The following is a 14,817-nucleotide window of genomic DNA, read 5'->3' as shown; positions in this document are numbered from 1 at the left end:
TCCTTCGATATGACATAGCATATCCGCGCAGAAGGAGCAAGCCTCCCACGACAAATACAGATAATATAGTCATGAATGTCTCCATGCTCCCACCTCACTTGTATGTATGTAGAATCATGGCAGTATATGCTTCAGGAGCTTGGCTGATTCCGTTTATGAAAGCGCAAACATTTTTAGTTACAATTGTGACAAATTTGTGTATCCTTATAAAAAAGGGGGAGAATACGATGTCTGACGTCTTGCAAACCATCTTGAGTCACAAATCAGTAAGATCTTTTACGTCCGAACAACTTTCAGGGGAGCAAATCAGGGAACTCGTCTCCGCTGCACAAGCAGCATCCACGTCGAGCTTCCTCCAAGCATACTCGATTATCGGGGTAAGCGATCCTTTAGTAAAAAAGGAACTCAGCACTTATGCTGGCAGTCAGGAATATGTCGTTAAAAACGGCCACTTTTTCGTTTTTTGCGCTGATTTCTATCGCCATAAGGAAATGGCCAGCAATCTGCGGGCAGATATTTCTGAAACAATCCAAGGAACCGAGGCCTTGCTGATCGGAACGATCGATGCCTCATTAGCCGCTCAAAATCTTGCTATTGCAGCGGAATCGATGGGATTGGGTATCTGCTACATCGGCGGCCTCCGAAATAATCTGGCCGGTGTTTCTGCTAGTTTGGGAGTACCAGCGCATGTACTGCCTCTGTTCGGGATCGCTGTCGGATATCCAGAAAAGGTGAGCGAGAAAAAACCACGGCTGCCTTTTGAAAGTGTCTATCATGAAAATAGATACAATGTGGATAAAGGCATGCTCAATGCCCAGCTGGAAGAATATGATCGTACGATCCAAGCTTATTACGTGGAACGCTCCGAAAACAGCCGGAAAACAACTTGGACGGAACAGGCTACTGATAAATTGAGGATACCGAAGCGGGTATATATGAGGGATTTCATCACACAGAAAGGCTGGGCACAACATTAAAGGCCGCTGCTCGGGAAAATCTTCTCGCTGATCGCAATCGATAAAAAAAGGAGCAAATTTCGCTCCTTTTTTTAATGTGCTTCTTCGTATTGTCGCTCAAACTGCAACCCTTTTTCCATTTCTTCACGTACTTGTTCATCTTGTTCTTTATCCATCGCTTTTCTGATGGCCTCATAACCTTCGGGTAATCCGATTTTACCGATTGCCCAAGCAGCCGTTCCGCGAATCACAGGACGCGGATCTTGTTCCATAAGGTCTATCAAATCAGGTACAGCTGATGAGCTCTTGTAATGCGCGATAGCCAGGATTGCATTTCGCTGTATCGGTTTCTTGCCACGCCACGAGCCGGAAATCAGCCCGAATTTAGCTTTGAATTCTTTATTGGACATTTTAAGCAGCGGTTTCAACAGCGGTTTCACCACTTCTGGGTCAGGCTCCATTTCTTCATGTAAATGGAAATCCATTCCTTTGTTCTTCGGACAAACAAGCTGACAAGTATCACAGCCATAAATACGGTTTCCTATCTTGGAACGGAATTCATCCGGCAGGAAGTCTTTTGTCTGCGTCAGATAAGCGATACAGCGCTGAGCGTTCAGCTGCCCGCCTTGGACAAGAGCCCCTGTCGGACAGGAATCAATGCATTTGGTACATGTACCGCAGCTATCTTCAACAGGCTCATCCGGGAGGAATGGTATATTGGTGATCATTTCACCAAGGTACACATATGAACCGAATTCCGGCGTGATGACAAAGCTGTTTTTGGCACTGAAACCGATGCCTGCCCGCTCAGCAACAGCTCGGTCGGATAACTCTCCCGTATCAACCATCGAGCGGCAGGTGAAGCCGTCCACCCTTTCTGCGAGAAAAGCAGCCAGTTTATTCAGACGGTCCCGCAGCACTTCATGATAATCCATTCCCCAGGAGGCACGGCAGAACAGCCCACGCGGTTCTTCCTTCGTACTTTTCGGTGCATTCGGCAGTCTGGAAGGATACGCGAGTGCGATTGCAATAATGGACTGTGCAGAAGGCATGAGCTTTTTCGGTTCGGTCCGTTCTTCAATCGTCCCTTTTTCAAAGCCCGACTGATAATTGTTTTCCTGCTGCTGCTTCAGTCTTTCCTTTAACTCCTGAAAGACATCTGCAGTTGTGAACCTGATTTTGTCCACCCCGATAGTTTTGCTGTATGCAATCAGCTCCTGCTTCAGCTTTTCTGCATCCATTATACGGCCTCCTTCCTAATATCATTATTTCCACATCATACATAGTAAAAACGCAATGCCTCGTTACGTTTAAAACGAGACACTGCGTTGGCTCAGGGGTAATGAACAAGTGCATGAAGAGCTAAATGAATACCCCGGTTTATAAATAGTATGTTAGGTAGTATAACAAGGTTTTTACATGCGTGCAACACTCTATTCAAAATTCGACAAATTTCTTTCCCGCCATTGGCTTTCAGCTCTGCTATACTGGATGTAAATTAAGGGAGGTATGAATTATGAGCTTATACGATTATGTGTTGACACAAGATGGAATAATCACGAAAGAATCACTTTTATATCCCTTCGAAGAAAGAGGCTTGCAATTCGGTGACGGCGTATATGAGGTCATCCGGATCTATCAAGGAAAGTACGACCTGCTGGAAGAACATATCGGCCGGTTATTCCGTTCGGCTGAAGCTATCCGGCTGGAGGTACCATTTACGAAAGATGAATTGATAACTTTGCTCCTAAAGTTGACAGACCGAAACGACGTACAAACGGATGCTAAACTATATCTGCAAGTCACCCGCGGATCAGCTCCTCGTGAACATAGTTTCCCTGATGTTCCTAGTAATTTCTATGCTTATATCGAACAAAGTGACAGACCTGTCTCCCTGCTTCAGCAAGGCGTGCGAGCTGTGCTGGCAGATGATATCAGATGGGATTTGTGTTACATCAAAAGCCTGAACCTTCTGCCAAATATATTGGCAAAGCAAACAGCTAAGGAAAAAAAGGCCTTCGAAGCCATCCTTCATAAACAAGGCCTTGTTACCGAAGGCTCGTCATCGAATGTATTCATCATCAAGGGACAAATTCTCTACACGCATCCAGCAGCCGATAATATCCTGCATGGCTGTGTCCGGAAAAGGGTATTGGCACTCGCATCAAGAGCCGGGCTGCAAGTGGAGGAAACAGCTTTCACAATCGAGCAACTGCTTCATGCCGATGAAATATTCATCACCAGCACAACCAGCGAAATCATGCCGGTCATTGAAATTGAAGGGAAACATATCAGCAACGGTGTGCCAGGTGATAAAACCCGGGTCTTGCAGCGCGCCTACGAGAAAGAAAGCGGAATACACGCGACAGCATTCGCATGAACAAAAGACCAAAAGGCAGAGATAGTCCTTTGCCTTTTGGTCTTTTTCACCTCGAAAGCTTGTATTCTTTTTAAAAATGACATATCTGTTTGAAGCAAAAAAGACAGCCCGCGCTGCCTTAAGTCAGTATTTCCTTGATCTTGTCTCGTTTCCAGAAACCGATCAAAGCACAAATCAATATAATCAAAAGAATAATAGCGAGATACATATAATTAAAGGATACGATACTTGATCCAACCAATGCATAAGTCATCGTCCCCGGGAGCACGCCCACTATACTGGCGGCTATATATTGCTTGAATTTAACATTTGTCAGACCGGCAACATAACTGACCAGATCATAATTGAAAACCGGCAGTACACGCATGACCAATACATAGAAGAATCCTTCATCATGCAGTTTCTGCTTGATTTTCTCCACACGTTCACCGAAATCCTTATCCCCGAACCGTTCGGCAAAGAAGTGCGCAAGAAAATATGCGACGATTGCAGCACCAGCGGAACCAATCAAAATGAAGATTGTTCCTTTGATAAAGCCAAAAGCCAAACCGCCGGCAATCGATAATACGGAGGATGGGAAAAAGATGACGGGTTTAATTGTATATATTCCCATATAGATTAACGGGGAAATGATCCCGAATGAAACTATCCACCCTTGAATTTCCTCAGGTGAGAGGTTGATATGTTCCCGGACAAACCAAAACAGAAAAAGTACAAGCAGCCCGATAGCCGTGCCCTTGACAACTTTTTTTCCTTTCATGATGAGCCTGCCTTTCCCTCGGTATAGTCCAGTCCCTTTCATTGTAGCATAAAAGTCCGATACAGCTAGTATATGAAGCTCTTATCTGTATGGTTCGATGATAAAGGTAAAAACTGCATATAGGAATACTTATTCCCTATCTACTTCTTGGCTGATTAATGGTAAAATGAATTTTATGTGCATATGAGAGCAGATAAAAAGCGCTGAAGAGTGATCAGAAATGTTGGATTACGAAGAAGCCAGGAATGTTTTCCTGATCTTCTGGTCTTTTGCTTCTGACTTTCAGAGCTGGAAATTAGACAAGGAGCGTAATAGAGTGGACAATGCATGGTTTGAAGTCAGAAAAAGCGGCCCGCTGACTGGGGAAGTCACAATACCTGGTGCCAAGAACAGTGCACTTGCACTGGTTGCAGCAGGCTGTTTGACAGATGAGATAATTACATTACATGATATTCCCGCCATCCGGGATATTTTATTGATAAAAGACATTGCCGAGGATATCGGTTTGAATATGAAGGAAATAGAAAAAAACACATATGAGCTGACCGGCAGGCATATTACATCCGGAAAACTCGATTTGGCAAAAACCTCAGATTTCCGAGCTTCATATTATTTTGTCGGAGCTTTGCTGCATAAAGTCAAAACTGTCCAAATCGGTTATCCGGGAGGAGATGACTTTGGTTCGCGCCCGATCGATCAACATGTGAAGGCACTTTCCGCACTTGGTGCGGCATTCGATTTCAAGCAGCAGTATTATGAAGTTACTTGTGAGAAACTCACAGGTGCAGAGATCACGTTCGATGTCATTACATCCGGCGCAACGATCAACGCTATGCTGGCTGCGGTCAAAGCTGAAGGACGGACAACTTTGCATAATGCTGCCAAAGATCCGGAAGTCGTAGACTTAGCCAATCTCCTGAATTTGATGGGAGCAAAAATCAAAGGCGCCGGCACGGAGAAGATTACCATCGACGGTGTGGAATCCCTCCATGGCGGAATCGAGCATACGGTGATTCCGGACCGTTTGATTGCTGGTGCATTTTTGATGGCTGCAGGTGTGACAAACGGGCGTATCACGGTAAAAAACGTTATTCCTGAACACTTGGCGAGCTGCACAAACAAATTGATTGAGCTTGGTATGACAATCACAGAAGACGATGACTCGATGACAGCTTCCGGCACTGCACTTCAAGGTACACGCATCCAGACTGGAATGTACCCTGAACTTGCAACCGATCTTCAGCAGCCGCTGACTACTTTGCTGACTTTGGCTGCGGGGCCTAGTACGATTCTTGATAAAGTGTATCCGAACCGTAATGGACACGTTGGAGAACTGAAAAAACTTGGCGCAGACATTGACGTAGTCGAACATCAGATTGTCATCAATGGCGGGGCCAAACTTAAAGGCGCAACGGTAAAGGCACATGACGTGCGCGCAGGCACTTCCTTGATACTCGCAGGTCTTGCTGCCGATGGGATGACCAAGATCACAGATGTCAAACACATACAACGCGGGTACGAAGATATCGTCGGGCTGTTCACACAGCTTGGTGCCGATATCACCCTGCATCAGCCCGAGCATCAGGTACAGCATTGATCTAGACCGCTCTCCCATTCTGGGTGAGCGGTTTTTTATGATTGCTGAAACGTGCTTTTGGGTATTATGACAGTGTTAGGAGGAGAATTCGATGCGGATCACCATCTTGGCAGATACCCATATGCCGCGCATGGCAAAGGCATGGCCATCAGCATTACTTCCTTATCTGGAGCAGGCTGACCACATCATCCATGCAGGAGATTTCCAGGACATCTGTGTTTTGGATTCACTTTCCTCTTTCGCCCCAGTTACAGCTGTTTCTGGAAACATAGACAGCCCTGAATTGATTGATAAATTGCCTAAAAAGCAGCTGCTGAATTTTCATGGACTCAAAATCGGTCTGACTCATGGACACGGAAAAGGAAAAACGACTGAACAGCGAGCGAGAGCGGAATTTCACAAGGTAGCAATCGATCTGCTGATTTATGGCCATTCCCATATCCCCATTCATAAGAAAGAATCGGATCTTGTCCTCTTCAATCCCGGTTCTCCTACGGATAAGCGGCGACAGGAGCAATTCTCTTTCGGGGAACTGATTGTGGAAGAGGATGGTACGTGGTCCCTTGGGCATATTTTTTATAAGGATAAGAAAGGATGAAAAAATGGATTTCACAGACAAGGTCGTAGTCGTAACCGGAGCAGGAAATGGAATCGGAAAGGCTGTTGCCCAAGCATATTCCTATGCAGGTGCGAAAGTGGCTGCAATTGACTTGGATCAAGCTGCTGCCGAACAGACTGTTCAGGAAATGGCAGGTGAAGGACTTGCACTCCAAGCAGACATGCGGCTGCATAAGGAAGTGACGAACTTCATGCAGCAAGCCTTCGACCATTTCGGTCAAATTGATATCCTGATCAATAACGCTGGTATCAGTGCTTTTAAGAATATGTTTGAGCTATCAATCGAGGAATGGGACTCCATCATCAATACCAATTTGCGCGGAACCTTCCTGGCAAGCAGGGAAGCAGCGGCATATATGAAAAATAGCGGAAAAGGCGGCTCGATCGTTAATATCGCCTCGACTCGTGCAACGATGTCAGAGCCGGACACCGAGGCTTATGCTGCAACCAAAGGCGGCATCACAGCCCTCACGCATGCACTGGCAATGTCCTTGCAGAATGACTACATCACAGTGAACAGCATCAGCCCCGGCTGGATTGAAACGAAGGAATATGACAGCCTCCGTCCTGTCGATCATGATCAGCATCCATCCAAGCGGGTCGGGACACCATCCGATATTGCAAGAGCATGTCTATTCCTTACATCAGCGGAGAATAATTTCATAAACGGCGAAAATCTTGTAGTGGATGGCGGCATGACCAGGAAAATGATGTATGAACATTAAAAAGACAATGCCTGCGGGCATTGTCTTCTTTTTTCAGCCTCTTCCTGCCTGGAAGCTCGGGTATTTGGTCATACCGCCATCTGCAAATAATGTAATTCCGGTTACATAGCTGGATTCGTCAGATGCAAGCCAGACAGCCACTGCTGCAATTTCCTCAGGCTTGCCGATGTATCCCATCGGAATCATGCTTTCCACGTCGGCTTTCTGCTTTGGATCGGCGAACTTTTCTGCATTGATCGGCGTATTGATGGCACCTGGTCCGATATTGTTCACTCGGATTTGCTTTGGGGCATATTCAAGCGCCAATGTTTCCGTCAGAAGCTTCACGCCGCCTTTACTTGCTGCATAATGTGCGAACAATGGCCAAGGAATCATTTCATGGACGCTGGACATGTTGATGATATTCCCTTTGACATTGTTTTCGACAAAATACTTCAATGCCTCCCGTGATCCCAAGAAAGCTCCTGTCAAGTTCGTTCCGATGACACGTTCCCAGTCCTTCAATGGCAGTTCATGGGACGGAACTGGATTTTCAACACCAGCATTGTTAATCATGATATCAAGCTTACCGAATGAATCGATGGCTGTCTGGACGAGTTTCTTAACATCCTCTTCTTCCATTACATTGCCTTGAATGGCTACTGCGTCACTGCCGCTGTCTTTGATTTCACGGACAACCTCATCAGCTTTTTCACTATTATTGTAATAATTCACGACAACTTTAGCGCCTTCCTGGCCAAAACGCTGCGCCATTGCTCTCCCCAGACCAGTGGACGCACCTGTGATGACTACTACTTTCCCTTGCAAACTTGGATACATAAGAAACACTCCTTTTTCATGATTTCGTATAACCTAAGAGGAACCCGGCAACAACGATCAGGACAATCCCGATACTGATACTGATTAGCTGTCCCCTTGTTTTCTTCTCACCTAAGATGAAGATACCGCCCAATGTGGAAATGACGATGCCCATCTGGGATAATGAGAAACTTGTTGCAACCCCGACACGAGGCTGCGAAATAAACAGGAACATATTCCCGGTAGCCCATATCAGACCAGGGATTATATTCTTCACTGTGTACAAATCATACGGCTTGTATTTCACCGTCAAAATGATTCCGCCTGCCACCATGCCCACAGCTTGCGGGAATAAAGCAGTCCAGCCATCCACTCCAAACAGCCTGGCTATGACAACATACACAAGATAGCCAACCGTCGAGATGGTAATGAATATCAGCCCTTTACGGAAAGCTCCCCGACTCCCCTCGTCTTCTTGCTCTCCCTTGGCGCGTTTGGAAGTAAGCATTGCCCCAACGATGATCAGCACCAGCGCCAGGATTCCGAGAATGACAGAACGGGTTGTATTCCATTCTCCGAATACAATCACGCCAAACAAGGATGTGGAGACAAGCTGAGCGCCTGTCGAGATCGGCATTGTCCTGGAAACGCCGATTGCATGGATGCTTTTCAGCTGGAAGGTTTGGCCAAGAGACCAGAACAATCCGGATATGAATCCAATTAAAAAGATGAATCCCGACAATTCCGGACGCACGAAGAAGTACAACACGATGGAAAGCAGCAAGGCTCCGATCGTTGTACCGAGAATCTGATGATAAGGGCTTCCGCCAAGCTTGACATTGAATAATACGATACTGCCCCAAAACAATGCAGGCAGAACGGCAAGAAGGATATCCATCACGTCACTCCATTTCAATTATGCTTAACCGTAGTATGACGGAGTGAATGGTATCTTATGCATAAAAAAAATCCAAAGCGTTTACGCTTTGGATCAAACATGCTGAGGTACCACAGGACGGTCCAGCTCATATAATCTTCGATAATGCGAGGAATCCTGCAGCAATTGTGCATGCGTTCCGCGCATTTTTATGTTGCCGTCTTCCAGGAAGATAATCTCATCCATGTGCTCCATTCCAACGAGATGATGCGTTACCCAGAGCAATGATTTACCGGTCAGACTATCAAAAATCGTATTCAGCAGGTCGCGTTCAGTAATTGGATCAAGTCCTACAGTTGGTTCATCCAGCATGACAATTGGTGTATCCTGCAGCAGAACACGTGCCAAAGCAATACGCTGACGCTCACCGCCAGAAAAACGCTGGCCTGTTTCCTGCATCGATGTCTGATATCCTTCTGGCTGACTGGCAACCAAATCATGCAGTTTTACTTGTTTCATCACAGCCTTCACTTCTGCTTCCGATGCTGATTCATTCGCCAACAGCAAATTATTTGCCACAGTCGTATAGAAAAGATACGGATTCTGATTCAATACCGATACAAGCTTTGTCATATCCGGACGGATTGCAGATGCTTCATATCCATTGATTTGAACAGATCCTGTATCGGGAACAAGCATCCCTTGCAGCAGCTTAAGCAATGTGGATTTACCGGCACCGCTCTTACCGATGATGGCAATTTTTTTACCTTGTGTCAGTTCAAGTGATAAGTTCTTAATAACACTTGCCTGCTCCTCATAACCGAAGCTCACATCATTCATAGTCAGCTCTACATTTTCCAATGAGCCTTCATAGGACTCAGGCTCAGCAATTGTTTCCTGATCCGCTTCCAGCGTCGTGACGCGGTTCAATGATTCTTCATATCGAGGATACTTCTCCACCGCATTCGAAACCGGCAAAATCGCTTCTGACAGCGGAATGATGACAAGGACAAAAGCAGCGATGAATACCCCAGCAATCCTTCCATCCGCAAAAAGGCCGGCACCAAAAGCAAGCATCGTGACAAGCATGGCAGCCACGATGACTTGCCCGATGAATTCACGGTAATATGACCAGTTTTTTGACCGTTTGTCAAGCTTATCTTGTGTACTCTGACGCTTGTAAAACCGGCTGAAAAAATGTTTCTTCTGACCGCTCAGCAGCCAATCATGAATACCTAGGAAACCATCTGTTACATATCGATAAAGCTCATCCTTATCCTTTTTGTAAGCCTGATTGACTGCGCGCATATGCAAAAGCGAGAAAATCGGCATGACGACAACAAGCACAAAAAAGTAAATCGCCATATAGACAGCAAAGCCAATATCAAAAAATCCTAATGCACAAATACTGATGACGTACAGGAGAACAGCGGATGCAGTCGGAAGAACCGTACGTAAATACAGATCCTGCAGACTTTCGATATCTTCGGCTAAAATCCCCAGTACTTCTCCTGTTTTCAACGACTTGCTCGTCGCCGCTTTCGGCTCAACCAGATGATACAAACGCGTTCGCATCTTAGCCAGCACACGTAGGATGAAATCATGGCTGACCAGCCGTTCGGAATAGCGAAATACCGAGCGCCCCAGCCCGAATGCACGGACAAGGACTATCGGCACATAAACGAGCAGGATATTCTCCGGCCAAAGCGATGATTTTGAAATCAGATAGCCAGATGTGAACATCAGCGCCGCAGCTGATCCGACTGTCAGCATACTGAGCAGCAGTATGGTCAGCATGCGATATTTATAACGTTTGACATATGACATGATCCAGTCACGATGCTTCATGGTTATCCCCCATTTGTGCTTCCAGCAAACGGACATATAAGCCATCGTTTGCCATTAATTGTTCGTGCGTGCCGCTCTCTGCTATCCTGCCGTTATCCATGACGACAATCAGATCCATTTCCTGCATCCAATGAAGTCGATGTGATGCGAAGAACAACAATTTATCTGCAGCAAGCTCCTCGATTACTTCCTTCAATTCATATTCCGTCTCAATATCAAGTTGCGCTGTCGGCTCATCCAAGAGAACGATAGGACGATCACTTAAGAATGCTCTTGCCAACACAACACGCTGTGCCTGACCTCCGCTCAAGGAACGGGCACCTTCCCCGATCAAAGTATCGAATCCCTCAGGCAGCTTATCGACTACATCGCGCAACCCGGCATGATCAATCGCTTTTTCCACTTGTTCGTCCGAAGCTTCCGGCGCATAGAAGCGAACATTATCCTTGATGCTGCCTTGGAAGATGAATGGATGCTGGGGAATGTAGGCCGTTTGTTTCTGCCAAGTATCGGCTGTGAAATCCACGGGCTTCCCGTCAAGCTCCATTTGACCGGATACAGGGTCGATAAAACCACTGAGCAAATCAATGAAAGTCGATTTCCCTGCACCGCTGGCCCCGATCAATCCTATTTTCTGGTTCCCTTTGACCCTTAGCTTTATGTCTGACAAAGCAGGATGATCGTTGTCGTACGTTACCATTACATCGTTTAAGACAAGTTCACTATTCTCTTCCCAAGTACCCGCTTCATTTCCCTTGTGCTTTTCATCAGCCTGCTTGATGACAGAAAGCATTTGGTCACCAGCATCTTTCCCATCGAGCGTTGCATGATAATCATTCCCCACTTCACGAATCGGCAGGAAATACTCTGGTGCCAGCAGTAAAATCATCAAAGCAGGTTCCAGCAAAAGTGTTCCATCGATCAACCGAAGGCCTAATGTCACAGCGACAAAGGCGATCGCAAGCTGTGTAAATAAATCAAGCGCAAATGTGGAAAGGAAAGCAATACGCAACGTTCCTAATGTGGATTTGCGATACTGGCCGCTCACTTTTTCGATCGTCTCCCCATGTTCCTTGCTCCGACCGAGGAATTTCAACGTTTCCAATCCTCTTAACGAATCAACAAAGTGATTGGATAACATACGATATGCCTTCCACTGACTGTCCATTTTCTTCTGGGCAGCCAAGCCGAGCAGGATCATGAAAGCGATCAAAATCGGAATGGTAACCAACAGGATGATCGCCGAAATGTCATCGTGCATCCAAATATAAATCAGAACAAGCCAAGGTGTAATCATATTGGAAACAAGCTTCGGAAGGAACAGCTCCAGATAATCCCGAAGCTTTCCTGCCCCTTCCAACAAGAAAGTGACCAGATTTCCGGTACCTTCCTGTCTTGTATAACGCGGTCCAAGTTTGAATACACTTTCCAAAAATGCTTTCCGCATATCCTCGACAGTTGCTTCTGCAAATCGGAAACATACCTTCTTGATGATCAGCTGCAATAGCTGTCTAGCAAGAAAGGCTGCTATGAAGCAGCCTATAAGCGGAATTTGAGATATAAAACTTTCTCCATGAAATAGGTGCGTGATGGCCTCCGCCAGCCATTTCGCCTGAAAGATAATGGCTACAGCTTGCATAAGCGTCAATGCGGAGAGCCCTAGCAGCACCGTTTTTATTCCTTTGTATGCCATTAAATTTCTGCCCATTAGTATTCCATATGCTCCTTATGATCCACTCGTTTACGGAAAACGTAGTAGCTCCAGATTTGATAGCCTAATACGAATGGCAGCAACGCCAAACTGATATAGGTCATGACTTTCAAAGAATAATCGCCTGATGATGCTGTCTGTACGGTCAAGCTATACGCTTCACTGATGGAACTGATCATTACCCGCGGGAACAGTCCGATAAACACGGATGCAATCAGCAGGATCATGATCAAGCCAGACATCAAGAATGCCCAGCCATCACGTTTACGTGTGATGAAATAGCCGGATGCGATATAAACCAGGATACCGACCATAAATAGATATTCTAAGATATTGCCGTGTACACTGAACATATCTGTTTTAAAGAATGTCATACCTAGGAATGCCACAAGCAGAATCGCGTTGACTGGAAGCAAATTCTTTGCAGCACGGCGGCAGCGCTCGCGCAATGTGTCCATGAGACGTAGTGTTCCGAAGATAAGACCATGCCATACGCACAGCATCGTTAGTGTAACCCCACCAAGAACTGTATAGATGTTGATGACGTCACTGATACCAGCATGCATATGCATATTTTCATCAATCGGCACACCTTGGATCAAGGCAGTGAACATGATACCGAAAACAAGCGGCGGGATGATGCTGCCAAACAGAATCACCCAGTCCCATGTTTTACGCCAAGTCGGGTGCTCCGCTTTGCCGCGGAACTCAAACGCGACCCCGCGTCCGATCAATCCGAACAGGATGAATGCGAAACATAGATAAAAACCGCTCAGCATGGATGCATACCAGTTCGGAAAAGCAGCGAACATTGCACCGATCGCTGTAATCAGCCATACTTCATTCGCATCCCAGTATGGACCGATCGAATTGATGAAAGCGCGTCTTTCCAAATCATCTTTAGCTACGAACTTACTTGCAATCCCGACGCCGAAGTCGAAGCCTTCCAAGAAGAAAAAGCCAACGAATAAGACAGCGACGAGAATGAACCAGAATTCATTAAGAGAAAGCATGTTGACCCTCCTTCGTAAACGGATCTGCAATCGGATCTGACTTCTCGATATCGTGTTCAGGACCTTTTTTGATTTCACGGACGAACAACGTGATCATAACCGCGAACAAGATCAGATACAAAGCAGAGAAAGTGATGAGGGAGAATAATACTTCGCCTGCAGTCACCCCTGCGCTGACTGCATCTTCTGTTTTCATATAACCGAACACAACCCATGGCTGGCGACCGATTTCAGTCATGATCCAACCAGCGGAGTTGCCGATGAACGGGAAGCTGATTGCAATGATCATCAAGCGCAAATACAATTTGCTGTTAACAAGTTTCTTACGGGCATAAAGATACGCACCCCAGATGGATAAAGCAAGAACTGCTCCGCCTAATACCGTCATGACACGGAAACTCCAGAATGTCGTTTTAACCGGCGGAATGTAATTGCCAGGACCATACAGTTCTGTATAACGTTCCTGCAATGTATTCATGCCTTCGACCGAACCACTGAACTTACCATAAGATAAGAAACTTAACGCATAAGGGATTTGAAGTTCACCAGTATTCTCCTTCGCTTCCGTATCGATATTGGCAAATACTGTCCAAGGTGCCGGATCGGCACTGTCTTCCCATAGTCCTTCACTGGCAGCCATCTTCATCGGCTGTGTTTCAACTAAGTAAAGTGCCTGTTCGTGCCCGGATAATGCAATACCAATACCACTGATCAAAGCAACAATAATAGCGACCTTAAAGGAACCTTTATAAAATTCCACATGTTTCTTGCGCAAAAAGGCAATGGCACTAATACCTATGATGAATAATGCACCAGTCGCGAACGAGCCAAACACAGTATGCGGGAATTCCACCCACAGCTGGCCATTCGTCAAGATTGCCAAGAAATCATTCATTTCAAGTCTGCCATTTTGCAGTACTTCCCCAACTGGATGCTGCATGAATGAGTTAGCAGACAGAATGAAGAATGCGGAGAAGATCGTACCTAAGGAAACGAGCCAAATACATAGTGCATGCAGCCATTTCGGCAGACGATCCCAGCCGAAAATCCACAAACCAAGGAAAGTGGATTCCATGAAAAATGCTAATAATGCTTCTATTGCAAGCGGTGCACCGAAGACATCCCCTACAAAACGGGAGTATTCCGACCAGTTCATTCCGAATTGGAATTCCTGCAGGATACCGGTCACGACACCGACTGCGAAGTTGATCAGGAATAAATGTCCCCAGAACTTCGCCATTTTTTTGTACTTATCATCTTTTTTGACAACATACAGAGTTTCCATGATTGCAATGATGAATGCCAATCCTATGCTCAATGGAACGAATAGGAAGTGGAACAATGTCGTTGATGCAAACTGGATACGCGAAAGCTCTACAACATCCATTTTGCCGCCTTCTTTCTTTATCATAATTTTATCGGAAACTATGTGAAATTAGTCACATGGTCCTGTTACATTTAGTATACTCCTGCTTTCCTATTTGCGATTGTGAAACATTGAACAATTTGTGGCATAATCGTCACAGCTTTGTTA

Annotated in this window: 13 protein-coding genes; 5 read left to right on the top strand and 8 right to left on the bottom strand. The window is 45.8% G+C overall.

What is annotated here, in order from left to right:
- Positions 1-227: 227 nt before the first annotated feature.
- Positions 228-977, top strand: a complete 750-nt coding sequence (gene nfsA / locus AB1K91_RS04565; protein ID WP_413088525.1) for an oxygen-insensitive NADPH nitroreductase — start codon at positions 228-230, stop codon at positions 975-977.
- A 71-nt stretch (positions 978-1,048) separates the two neighbouring features.
- Here the strand turns inward: nfsA and queG are convergent, their stop codons facing one another.
- A complete protein-coding gene (queG, locus tag AB1K91_RS04560) occupies positions 1,049-2,197 on the bottom strand; it encodes a tRNA epoxyqueuosine(34) reductase QueG (RefSeq protein ID WP_413088523.1) in 1,149 nt (382 codons plus the stop codon).
- A gap of 275 nt (positions 2,198-2,472) precedes the next feature.
- Here queG and dat point away from each other — a divergent pair, with 275 nt between their 5' ends.
- Positions 2,473-3,336 carry a D-amino-acid transaminase gene (gene dat / locus AB1K91_RS04555; RefSeq protein ID WP_413088521.1) on the top strand — a complete coding sequence of 288 codons (864 nt, stop codon included), beginning with the start codon at positions 2,473-2,475 and terminating at the stop codon, positions 3,334-3,336.
- Between the two features lie 118 nt (positions 3,337-3,454).
- Here the strand turns inward: dat and AB1K91_RS04550 are convergent, their stop codons facing one another.
- Entirely contained in the window at positions 3,455-4,096 is a 642-nt protein-coding gene (locus tag AB1K91_RS04550) for a TVP38/TMEM64 family protein (protein ID WP_413088519.1), read from the bottom strand.
- A 220-nt stretch (positions 4,097-4,316) separates the two neighbouring features.
- Here AB1K91_RS04550 and murA point away from each other — a divergent pair, with 220 nt between their 5' ends.
- From murA to AB1K91_RS04535, 3 genes are all read left to right on the top strand, one after another.
- Complete coding sequence (gene murA, locus AB1K91_RS04545) at positions 4,317-5,693, top strand: UDP-N-acetylglucosamine 1-carboxyvinyltransferase (RefSeq protein WP_413088517.1); 1,377 nt, start codon at positions 4,317-4,319, stop codon at positions 5,691-5,693.
- Between the two features lie 91 nt (positions 5,694-5,784).
- Positions 5,785-6,291: a metallophosphoesterase family protein gene (locus tag AB1K91_RS04540; RefSeq protein ID WP_413088515.1), complete on the top strand. Its 507-nt coding sequence runs from the start codon at positions 5,785-5,787 to the stop codon at positions 6,289-6,291.
- 4 nt (positions 6,292-6,295) lie between these two features.
- Positions 6,296-7,036 (top strand): glucose 1-dehydrogenase, encoded by a 741-nt coding sequence (locus AB1K91_RS04535; protein WP_413088513.1) that lies wholly within the window; start codon positions 6,296-6,298, stop codon positions 7,034-7,036.
- A gap of 33 nt (positions 7,037-7,069) precedes the next feature.
- Here AB1K91_RS04535 and gdh read toward each other — a convergent pair whose 3' ends face one another.
- The 6 genes from gdh to AB1K91_RS04505 form a co-directional block, all read right to left on the bottom strand.
- A complete protein-coding gene (gene gdh / locus AB1K91_RS04530) occupies positions 7,070-7,855 on the bottom strand; it encodes a glucose 1-dehydrogenase (protein WP_413088511.1) in 786 nt (261 codons plus the stop codon).
- 16 nt (positions 7,856-7,871) lie between these two features.
- On the bottom strand, positions 7,872-8,732 hold the full coding sequence (locus tag AB1K91_RS04525) for a GRP family sugar transporter (protein WP_413088510.1): 861 nt from the start codon (positions 8,730-8,732) through the stop codon (positions 7,872-7,874).
- A gap of 93 nt (positions 8,733-8,825) precedes the next feature.
- Positions 8,826-10,559, bottom strand: a complete 1,734-nt coding sequence (cydC, locus tag AB1K91_RS04520; protein WP_413088508.1) for a thiol reductant ABC exporter subunit CydC — start codon at positions 10,557-10,559, stop codon at positions 8,826-8,828.
- On the bottom strand, positions 10,546-12,267 hold the full coding sequence (gene cydD / locus AB1K91_RS04515; RefSeq protein ID WP_413088506.1) for a thiol reductant ABC exporter subunit CydD: 1,722 nt from the start codon (positions 12,265-12,267) through the stop codon (positions 10,546-10,548). The genes cydC and cydD overlap by 14 nt, the downstream gene beginning before the upstream one ends.
- Entirely contained in the window at positions 12,267-13,283 is a 1,017-nt protein-coding gene (gene cydB, locus AB1K91_RS04510; RefSeq protein ID WP_413088504.1) for a cytochrome d ubiquinol oxidase subunit II, read from the bottom strand. The genes cydD and cydB overlap by 1 nt, the downstream gene beginning before the upstream one ends.
- Complete coding sequence (locus tag AB1K91_RS04505; RefSeq protein ID WP_413088503.1) at positions 13,270-14,670, bottom strand: cytochrome ubiquinol oxidase subunit I; 1,401 nt, start codon at positions 14,668-14,670, stop codon at positions 13,270-13,272. The genes cydB and AB1K91_RS04505 overlap by 14 nt, the downstream gene beginning before the upstream one ends.
- Positions 14,671-14,817: the final 147 nt, after the last annotated feature.

The organism is Terribacillus jepli (assembly GCF_047228925.1).
Classification (GTDB): Bacteria; Bacillota; Bacilli; order Bacillales; family Amphibacillaceae; genus Terribacillus.
Note: the sequence above shows the minus strand (reverse complement) of the source record. Positions and strands in the feature narration are given on the sequence as shown.

Bases quoted from the DNA above. Each gene is read 5' to 3' on its own strand.
- nfsA (WP_413088525.1), top strand. From the start codon at position 228: ATGTCTGACGTCTTGCAAACCATCTTGAGTCACAAATCAGTAAGATCT.
- queG (WP_413088523.1), bottom strand. From the start codon at position 2,197: ATGGATGCAGAAAAGCTGAAGCAGGAGCTGATTGCATACAGCAAAACT.
- dat (WP_413088521.1), top strand. From the start codon at position 2,473: ATGAGCTTATACGATTATGTGTTGACACAAGATGGAATAATCACGAAA.
- AB1K91_RS04550 (WP_413088519.1), bottom strand. From the start codon at position 4,096: ATGAAAGGAAAAAAAGTTGTCAAGGGCACGGCTATCGGGCTGCTTGTA.
- murA (WP_413088517.1), top strand. From the start codon at position 4,317: ATGTTGGATTACGAAGAAGCCAGGAATGTTTTCCTGATCTTCTGGTCT.
- AB1K91_RS04540 (WP_413088515.1), top strand. From the start codon at position 5,785: ATGCGGATCACCATCTTGGCAGATACCCATATGCCGCGCATGGCAAAG.
- AB1K91_RS04535 (WP_413088513.1), top strand. From the start codon at position 6,296: ATGGATTTCACAGACAAGGTCGTAGTCGTAACCGGAGCAGGAAATGGA.
- gdh (WP_413088511.1), bottom strand. From the start codon at position 7,855: ATGTATCCAAGTTTGCAAGGGAAAGTAGTAGTCATCACAGGTGCGTCC.
- AB1K91_RS04525 (WP_413088510.1), bottom strand. From the start codon at position 8,732: ATGGATATCCTTCTTGCCGTTCTGCCTGCATTGTTTTGGGGCAGTATC.
- cydC (WP_413088508.1), bottom strand. From the start codon at position 10,559: ATGAAGCATCGTGACTGGATCATGTCATATGTCAAACGTTATAAATAT.
- cydD (WP_413088506.1), bottom strand. From the start codon at position 12,267: ATGGGCAGAAATTTAATGGCATACAAAGGAATAAAAACGGTGCTGCTA.
- cydB (WP_413088504.1), bottom strand. From the start codon at position 13,283: ATGCTTTCTCTTAATGAATTCTGGTTCATTCTCGTCGCTGTCTTATTC.
- AB1K91_RS04505 (WP_413088503.1), bottom strand. From the start codon at position 14,670: ATGGATGTTGTAGAGCTTTCGCGTATCCAGTTTGCATCAACGACATTG.